Source organism: Pseudohaemophilus parahaemolyticus, assembly GCF_938021905.1.
GTDB classification, from domain to species: Bacteria; Pseudomonadota; Gammaproteobacteria; order Enterobacterales; family Pasteurellaceae; genus Haemophilus_A; species Haemophilus_A parahaemolyticus_B.
The window spans coordinates 1-8285 of sequence record NZ_CALIFA010000045.1 but is presented as its reverse complement, the minus strand read 5'-3'; the positions used below and the strand labels follow the sequence as shown (position 1 = coordinate 8285).

5 protein-coding genes are annotated in these 8285 nt (G+C 41.4%); 2 read left to right on the top strand and 3 right to left on the bottom strand.

The features are described 5' to 3' along the window. The 3 genes from QMF79_RS04290 to ppx form a co-directional block, all read right to left on the bottom strand. Positions 1-1078 (bottom strand): HsdM family class I SAM-dependent methyltransferase (locus QMF79_RS04290; RefSeq protein WP_281772886.1); only part of this gene is annotated, 1078 nt, incomplete at its 3' end. 131 nt (positions 1079-1209) lie between these two features. After that, complete coding sequence (gene serC, locus QMF79_RS04285) at positions 1210-2298, bottom strand: 3-phosphoserine/phosphohydroxythreonine transaminase (RefSeq protein WP_281772885.1); 1089 nt, start codon at positions 2296-2298, stop codon at positions 1210-1212. Between the two features lie 104 nt (positions 2299-2402). Beyond that, on the bottom strand, positions 2403-3920 hold the full coding sequence (gene ppx / locus QMF79_RS04280; RefSeq protein ID WP_281772884.1) for an exopolyphosphatase: 1518 nt from the start codon (positions 3918-3920) through the stop codon (positions 2403-2405). A gap of 224 nt (positions 3921-4144) precedes the next feature. On the opposite strand from ppx, the gene QMF79_RS04275 reads away from it, so the two are divergent. After that, the gene (locus tag QMF79_RS04275) at positions 4145-4474 is read left to right on the top strand and encodes a DUF496 family protein (RefSeq protein ID WP_281772883.1); all 330 of its coding nucleotides are present in this window, start codon (positions 4145-4147) and stop codon (positions 4472-4474) included. Between the two features lie 136 nt (positions 4475-4610). Further along, positions 4611-8066, top strand: a complete 3456-nt coding sequence (gene mfd, locus QMF79_RS04270) for a transcription-repair coupling factor (protein WP_281772882.1) — start codon at positions 4611-4613, stop codon at positions 8064-8066. Positions 8067-8285 lie beyond the last annotated feature (219 nt).

Below are 8285 nucleotides of genomic sequence, written 5' to 3'. Positions count from 1 at the left end.
GTGGCGTGCCGTATGCCCAACGTGGATCATCGGCAAGGGATTCGCTCCACCAATCGCTGATATTGAATGGCGGGTTTGCCATAATGAAATCCATCTTTTTGTCGATATGTTGCGGCTGCGTAAAGCTGTCGGCGTTGTGTTTGCCGAAGTCGTAATCAATGCCGCGAATCGCCATATTCATCGCCGCAAGTTTCCATGTGGTGGGGTTGAATTCTTGCCCATAGATGGAAACGTTGTTGATGTTGCCTTGATGGGCGGTAATAAAGCGTTCAGTTTGCACGAAAAAGCCGCCGCTACCCATGGCTGGATCATAGACACGTCCTGAATAGGGTTCGAGCATTTCAACAATCAGGGAAACAATGGATTTTGGTGTGAAATATTGTCCACCGCGTTTGCCTTCTGCTTGGGCAAAGCGACCAAGGAAGTATTCGTAAACGTGACCTAAAATGTCTTTTGCACCTAAATGCACGGGCTCGCCGTTGTAAGTCGGACGGGTAAAGTGGGTATCGGAGAAGAGGATAATCAGCCCGCGCAGGGTGTCTTCGTTTACGGCATAGCCGCTGATGCGTTGGAGTACGCCTTTGAGTTTTTTTTCGTTGTCTTTTTCAATGGCATCGAAGGCATCGTCAATCAAACGTGCCACGCCGGAAAATTTCCCGCCCCAAGGCAATTCAGCCCCAGTGTTGAGAATAGAGACTCCTTGTAAGGCTTGCCAACGTGCAGAAGCTGGCACCCAAAATACGTTATCCGCAGTGTAATAATCACGGTTTTCTAGTTCAGCGGTTAAGGCTTCTTGATACTCTTCTTCAGTATCAAAAAAACTGCGGTCAAGATAGAGTGGGTTTTCAATATCAGAGAGTTCCGCCTGAATTTTTTCCTGTTGATGAGTGAAATTATCAGAAATGTATTTTAAAAAGATAAGACCAAGAACGATATGTTTATAATTGGCAGCATCAAGTTGTTGGCGGAGTTTATCCGCAGATGACCAGAGTTTTTCGTCTAAATCATTGAGAAAAGCCTGAACGGTTAAATTTTCAGCAAGATTGACGATTGACGATTGACGATTGACGATTGACATTATACTAAACCTTTGAATAAAAAAGTAAAGAAAAACAATGAGTTATAGTTTAAATGGTGAAAATTTGTTCATCTTATTAAAATGGCGTGTTACTTATTCAACAACACGCCATAACGAAAGTGATGATTTTATTATGCGTTCTCTTTTGCAAATTTATCCATAAATGCAATTAAGGCATCTACACCTTCAATTGGCATTGCGTTGTAAATAGAAGCACGCATACCGCCTAATACTTTATGTCCTTTTAATGCTTGTAAACCACAAGCGGTCGCTTCAGCCACAAATTTTGCATTAAGCTCATCATTGTCAGTGGTGAAAGTTACGTTCATTACCGAACGGTTTTGTTCTGCAATGTAGTTACGATAGAAAGTACTTTGATTGAGATAATCATATAGGCGTTTTGCTTTCGCTAAGTTGCGTTGTTCAACAGCTTCCAATCCGCCTGTGGCTAACAGGTGTTGGAATACCAGTGAACATAAATACCACGCAAAAGTAGGTGGTGTGTTGATCATTGAATCTGAGTTTGCTTGAATTTCATAGTTCCAGATAGAGGGGGTATCTTTGCGTGCTCTACCGATCAAATCTTCACGCACGATGACAATGGTAATCCCCGCTGGCCCTAAGTTTTTCTGAGCACCTGCGTAAATCACACCGAATTTGCTGATGTCAATTTTGCTTGAAAGAATGTTAGATGACATATCTGCCACTAACACCGCATTACCTACGTTTGGAATGTCTTTAATTTCCACACCTGAAATGGTTTCGTTGGTGCAATAATGCACGTAGTCATACTGCTCAGCAATATCGCTGAAGTCTGTGCGATTGACAGAAATCACGCCATTTTCATCCGTTTCAATGATAGAAACTTCATCTACTTCGCAGAAATTACGGGCTTCTTTCGCCGCTGTGCTCGACCAGTGACCACTATTTAAATAAAGTGCTTTGCCTTTTTCACCGATTAAATTCATCGGAATAGCGGCAAATTGCCCTCTCGCACCACCTTGTAAAAAGAGGATTTTGTAATTATCAGGAATGTGGAAAAGCTCACGGAAATCTTTATCTGCTTGAGTAATCAACTCCATAAAGAGCTTACCGCGGTGGCTGACTTCCATTACCGAAGTGCCTTGCTCTTGCCAGTTTAAAAGTTCTTTTTGAGCCTGTTCTAACACCGCTTTTGGCATCATAGCAGGGCCTGCACTAAAATTGTAAACTTGTGTCATGTGTTTGCCTCTTTTTAATTAAAAGTCGTTTCATTCTAGCGAAAAGCGAAGTGCTTTCAACCTTCAAGCGGTGAAATTTGCAAAATTTTTTACAAATTAGACCGCTATTCCATACTCAATTGAAGATCAATCATCGCTAACTGTTTTTGCTCATCCAATAAATCTGCTTGCACTAATGGATTTTGCACTAAGTAATCTGCCTCAAATTGCAACGCCCAATCGTTTTGGTCAATGTGTAATTTCAATGTCTTTGGTATTACGCTGGCTTGACGTGAGCGGTTAAATAACACCGCCAAACGGAACAAACGCAACAGCGTTAAAATATCACGATATTGATAGCGGCTAGTACTGCGTAAATCACTCTTCTTAAAGCCTTTCAAATGGAAACGTATCAAGGTTGCTAACAAAACTTGTTGTTCATCATCAAAGCCCGCTAACGTTGCATTTGAAATAATATATGCCGAATGTTTGTTTACATTATTGTGGTTAATCACGATCCCGATTTCGTGCAATAAACTTGCCCATTTAACCAGCTCACGTAGCTCCGCCACTTGATGACGGTTTTTCCACATTTTTACTTGGTCAAAAAGCGAAAGTGCGGTATGTTCAACGCGGTGAGCTTGAGCTTTATCAATATTGAATTGAATAGCTAACGCCTGTGCAGTACGTTGGCGAATGTCGTCCACTTGGAAATATTTTTCCAAACCGTACATCAACCCTTCACGTAATGCTCCATCAGAATAACGCATACTTTCAATTTTGAACGTGTGGAATAATGCCAATAAAATCGCCAAACCTGGCACGAGCACATCAGCTCGTTCTTCAATCAAACCTTTAAGCTGAATTTCTTTTAGTGAATCAAATTTTAAGCAGGCTTGAATAATGTTTTTTAAGCGTTTTTCAGTAATCAAACCATCACGAAAACCGTTTGAAATTAACACTTTAGAAACGGTTTTGATTGTGCCAGATGATCCCAACACATGTTGCCAGCCAAGTGAACAATATTCGGTTTCTAAATCTTCTAATTTTTCCATCGCCAGCTGATACGCTGATTGAAAGCGTGCTTCGCTTAGCTTTCCTTGGGGGAAAAAACGCTTAGCAAAACTCACACAGCCCATATGTCGGCTTTCAGCACGAATGGGCGTGAAATCATCACCAATGGTCATTTCAGTTGAACCACCACCAATATCCACCACTAATTTTCTGCCTTTTTCTGGCTGGGTATGGCTGACGCCTGAATAGATAAGGCGAGCTTCATCTTGTCCAGAAATGATTTGAATAGGGAAGGGGAAAATAGCTTGAGCCTGTTTCAGAAATTCATCATTATTTAATGCACGGCGCAGGGTGTAGGTGCCGACAACCTTCACATTTTCAGCAGAAAAACCTTGCAAACGATCAGCAAAAAGCGATAAGCAAGCCAATCCACGATCCATTGCTTCTTGATTTAAAATACGATTTTCATCTAAGCCATCCGCCAAACGAACGCGGCGTTTTAGGCGAGAAAGTACTTGAATTGAACCGTTTACAATTCGAGCAACAATCATATGAAAGCTATTCGAACCAAGATCGATAGCAGCAAATTCGCGAGGTTGTTCGGCAGGCGTTCGGGTTTCCACAGGCATTAAACTTTCCTTAAAAGGTAAAATATAAAAAATATAGAAAATGGTTGGATTGTATCACTTTTTGCTCAAAACGGGCGAAAGTTCTCCCTTATAGTATAAAAATTTTGCTGATTATTTATTCAAACGCAGAAAGGTTTAGAAAAATTTTTGACGAAAGAGCCTAAAAGGACTAGGATTTAGGCAGTTTTATCATCGTTCTTTCCATTAAGTTAGAGGATATTTTTATGTCAGACGCACAAAAACGATCTTTCCAAGATATGTTGGACTACGTTCACCTATATCGCCTAAAAAACAAATTACACCGAGAAACAGCGGACAATGATCGCAAAATCCGCGATAACCAAAAACGTGTGTTATTGCTTGATAACTTATCGCAATATATCACTGATGAAATGAGCGTAACAGAAATTCGTGCGATTATTGCGAATATGCGTGATGACTACGAAAACCGTGTGGACGACTATATGATCCGCAATGCTGAGCTTTCAAAACAACGCCGTGAAATTCGTCAGAAAATGGCATTACATAAACAAGCACCTAAAGAAAAAGCATAATTCTTTTTTCTTCCTATAAGCATATGGCAATCCCATATGCTTTTCTTTTACGATATTTTATAAAAATAACCTCTAAGCTTGACGATATCGTTAAATCCATCGAAAATCGGACAATTTTTTTAAAATGTAACCGCTTATGTACACAAACCTCCAATTCTCATTACCTAAAACCGACACAACATATCAAGATCATCAAACACTTGGCAATATTATCGGGCATTCTGACACGCTCGTTATCGCTCAATCTTCTGAGCAATTTCAAGGTGTTACCGTGGTGATAACGCCTGATACTCGCACAGCACTCCGTCTTGAAAAAGCATTGACAGCCTTTACCAAGCTACCTGTAGCAATGTTCCCCGATTGGGAAACGCTGCCTTACGATAATTTTTCTCCTCATCAAGAGATTATTTCCGCTCGTCTTTCGGCTCTTTATCAATTGCAACAAGGCAAAAAACAGATTTTTTTACTGCCGATTAGCACACTTTTACAGAAAGTTTGCCCGCCAAGTTATTTGGCTGATCACGTTTTATTGATTAAAAAAGGCGAGCAATCCAGCATTCAACAATTACGTTTACAGCTTGAAAATGCAGGTTACCGCTCGGTAGAACAGGTCTTGGAACACGGCGAATATGCAGTGCGTGGTTCGTTGCTTGATCTTTACCCGATGGGGGCAAGTCAACCGTTTCGTTTGGATTTTTTGGATGATGAGATTGACTCCATTCGCACCTTTGATGTGGACACGCAACGTACAATGAGTGAAATTCCTGAAATCAATCTTTTGCCTGCGCACGAATTTCCGACTGACAGCAAAGGCATCGAATTTTTCCGTGGCAAATTTCGCGAAACTTTCGCTAATATTCGCCACGAGCCTGAACACATTTATCATCAAGTGAGCAAAGGCATTTTGAATGCAGGCATTGAGTATTGGCAGCCACTCTTTTTTGAGGAGATGGCAAGCCTGTTTGATTATCTGCCGAATCATTCGCTCTTTATTACCTTCGATGGCTTGCAAGAGAAAGCGGAACAATTCCGCCAAGATGTACAAAAACGCTTTGAAAATCGTATCGACCCGATGCGTCCGTTACTTGAACCAAGCAAACTTTGGTTTTCATTGGAAGAAATCAACCGCTTGTTGAAGGGCTATCCACGCTTAACGCTTACTTCAGAAAAAGTACAAAAAAGTGCAGCGAAAAGCAATTTAAATGTAGCGAAATTACCCGATCTTGCAATTAATCCACATTTAAAAAATCCATTCGCAAACTTTGAGCAATTCCGTGAAAAATTTAATGGTAACATCGTTTTCTCAGTTGAAACCGAAGGCAGACGCGAAACATTACTGGATTTACTTGCACCGCTGAAGCTCAAGCCAAAACAAATTAAAATGCTTAATGAGATCAAAGATCCGATTTCATTGCTGATTTCAGCACTTGATCAAGGTTTTGTGATTGAAAGCATTGATGCAAGCGGTGAAAATCTTGCAATCATTTGCGAAACGGATTTATTGGGCGAACGTGTGCATCAACCAAAATCAGCTGATAAACGCAAAACAGTAAACCCTGATACGCTGATTCGTAATCTTGCCGAGCTTAAAATCGGGCAAGCAGTGGTGCATTTAGAAAATGGCGTGGGGCGTTATGCGGGCTTAACTGTGCTTGATGCGGGCGGTATGAAAGCGGAATATGTGGTGCTGGAATATGCCAACGAAGCAAAACTTTATGTGCCTGTTGCCTCATTGCATCTAATTTCTCGCTACATTGGCGGAGCGGATGAAACTGCACCATTGCATAAATTAGGCTCAGAAGCGTGGGCGAAATCTCGCCAAAAAGCAGCGGAGAAAATCCGTGATGTGGCAGCAGAATTACTCGATGTTTATGCCAAACGTGAATCGCAAAAAGGCTTTGCCTTTGAGTATAACCGAGAAGAATATGTGCGATTTAGCCAAACTTTCCCGTTTGAGGAAACTGAAGATCAGAAGTTGGCAATCAACGCTGTGGTCAGCGATATGTGCCAGCCGAAAGCGATGGATCGTCTTGTGTGTGGTGATGTTGGCTTTGGAAAAACGGAAGTGGCAATTCGTGCCGCTTTCCTTGCGGTGATGAACCATAAACAAGTGGCGATTTTGGTTCCGACCACGCTACTCGCTCAACAACATTTTGATAATTTTAAAGATCGTTTTGCGAATTATCCAATCAATATTGAAGTACTCTCACGTTTTAAAACTGCAAAAGAGCAAAAAGAGATTTTGCAGAAAGTGGCAGAGGGAAAAATTGATATTTTGGTCGGTACGCATAAGTTGTTGCAAGAAGATGTGCAGTTCCACGATTTAGGCTTGCTGGTGATTGATGAAGAACACCGTTTTGGCGTGCGTCAGAAAGAGAAAATCAAGCAGTTGCGTGCGAATATTGACATTCTTACGCTCACCGCAACGCCGATTCCGCGTACACTCAATATGGCATTAAATGGCATGCGAGATTTATCGATTATCGCCAGCCCACCAGCACGCCGCTTAACAATTAAAACCTTTGTACGACAAAACGATGATTTAATTATTCGCGAGGCAATTCTGCGTGAAATTCTACGTGGTGGACAAGTTTATTATCTGCATAATGATGTAGCAACGATTGAAAATTGTGCATCAAAATTGGCAGAACTTGTGCCTGAAGCACGTATTATCATCGGGCACGGACAGATGCGTGAACGTGAACTCGAACGGGTGATGAGTGATTTTTATCATCAGCGTTTTAATATTTTGGTCTGCTCGACCATTATTGAAACAGGGATCGATGTACCCACGGCAAATACCATTATTATTGAACGAGCAGATAAATTTGGCTTAGCACAATTGCATCAACTACGTGGACGGGTAGGGCGTTCACATCAACAGGCTTACGCTTATTTGCTCACGCCGCATCCGAAAATGATGACCAAAGATGCACAGCAACGTTTAGAAGCCTTAAGTTCCATTGATAACTTAGGTGCTGGCTTTGTATTGGCTACGCACGATTTGGAAATCCGAGGTGCGGGCGAATTACTAGGGAGCGAACAGAGTGGGCAGATCGAATCTATCGGCTTCTCGCTTTATATGGACTTGCTCGAAAATGCAGTAAAAGCCTTGCAAGAAGGACGTGAGCCAAGTTTAGATGAGATTACGCAAAACCAAACAGAAATTGAGTTACGTATTCCTGCACTCTTACCAGAGGATTACGTGCCAGATGTGAATATGCGATTATCGTTCTATAAACGCATTGCGAGTGCGGAAAATGTAGAAGCATTGAAAGAGTTGAAAGTCGAGCTTATCGATCGTTTCGGGTTATTACCAGAAGCGACAAAAAATCTATTCCAGATCACCCAAATTCGCCATTTAGCGAAAACGTTAGGCTTGAAGAAAATCGAAGCGGGCATCAACGGTGGTTTCTTAGAATTTAAAGCAACCGCCACGCCTGACCTAATGAAATTCTTGCAACTGATCCAGCAAGATAAAACGGCTTATAAATTTGATGGGCCGTTAAAATTTAAATTCGCCAAGCCATTAGAAAGCAATGAGGCACGTTTGCAGTTTGTTTCTGAGCTTGTGGAAACATTGACGAAATAAGAAAGTACGCTTCAAGCGGTCAATTTTTGGCGAAAATTCGCAAGATATGACTAAAAACGAACCTCTTGAAGCATTTTCTAAAAAAATCAACAGAAATCTGTTTGACAGCAAAACGGAAATCTCTATAATATGCTCCATTAGTTCGCAACGCTGATAATTTAAACGTTGCCCGAGTGGCGGAATCGGTAGACGCAAGGGATTTAAAATCCCTCGCCTTTC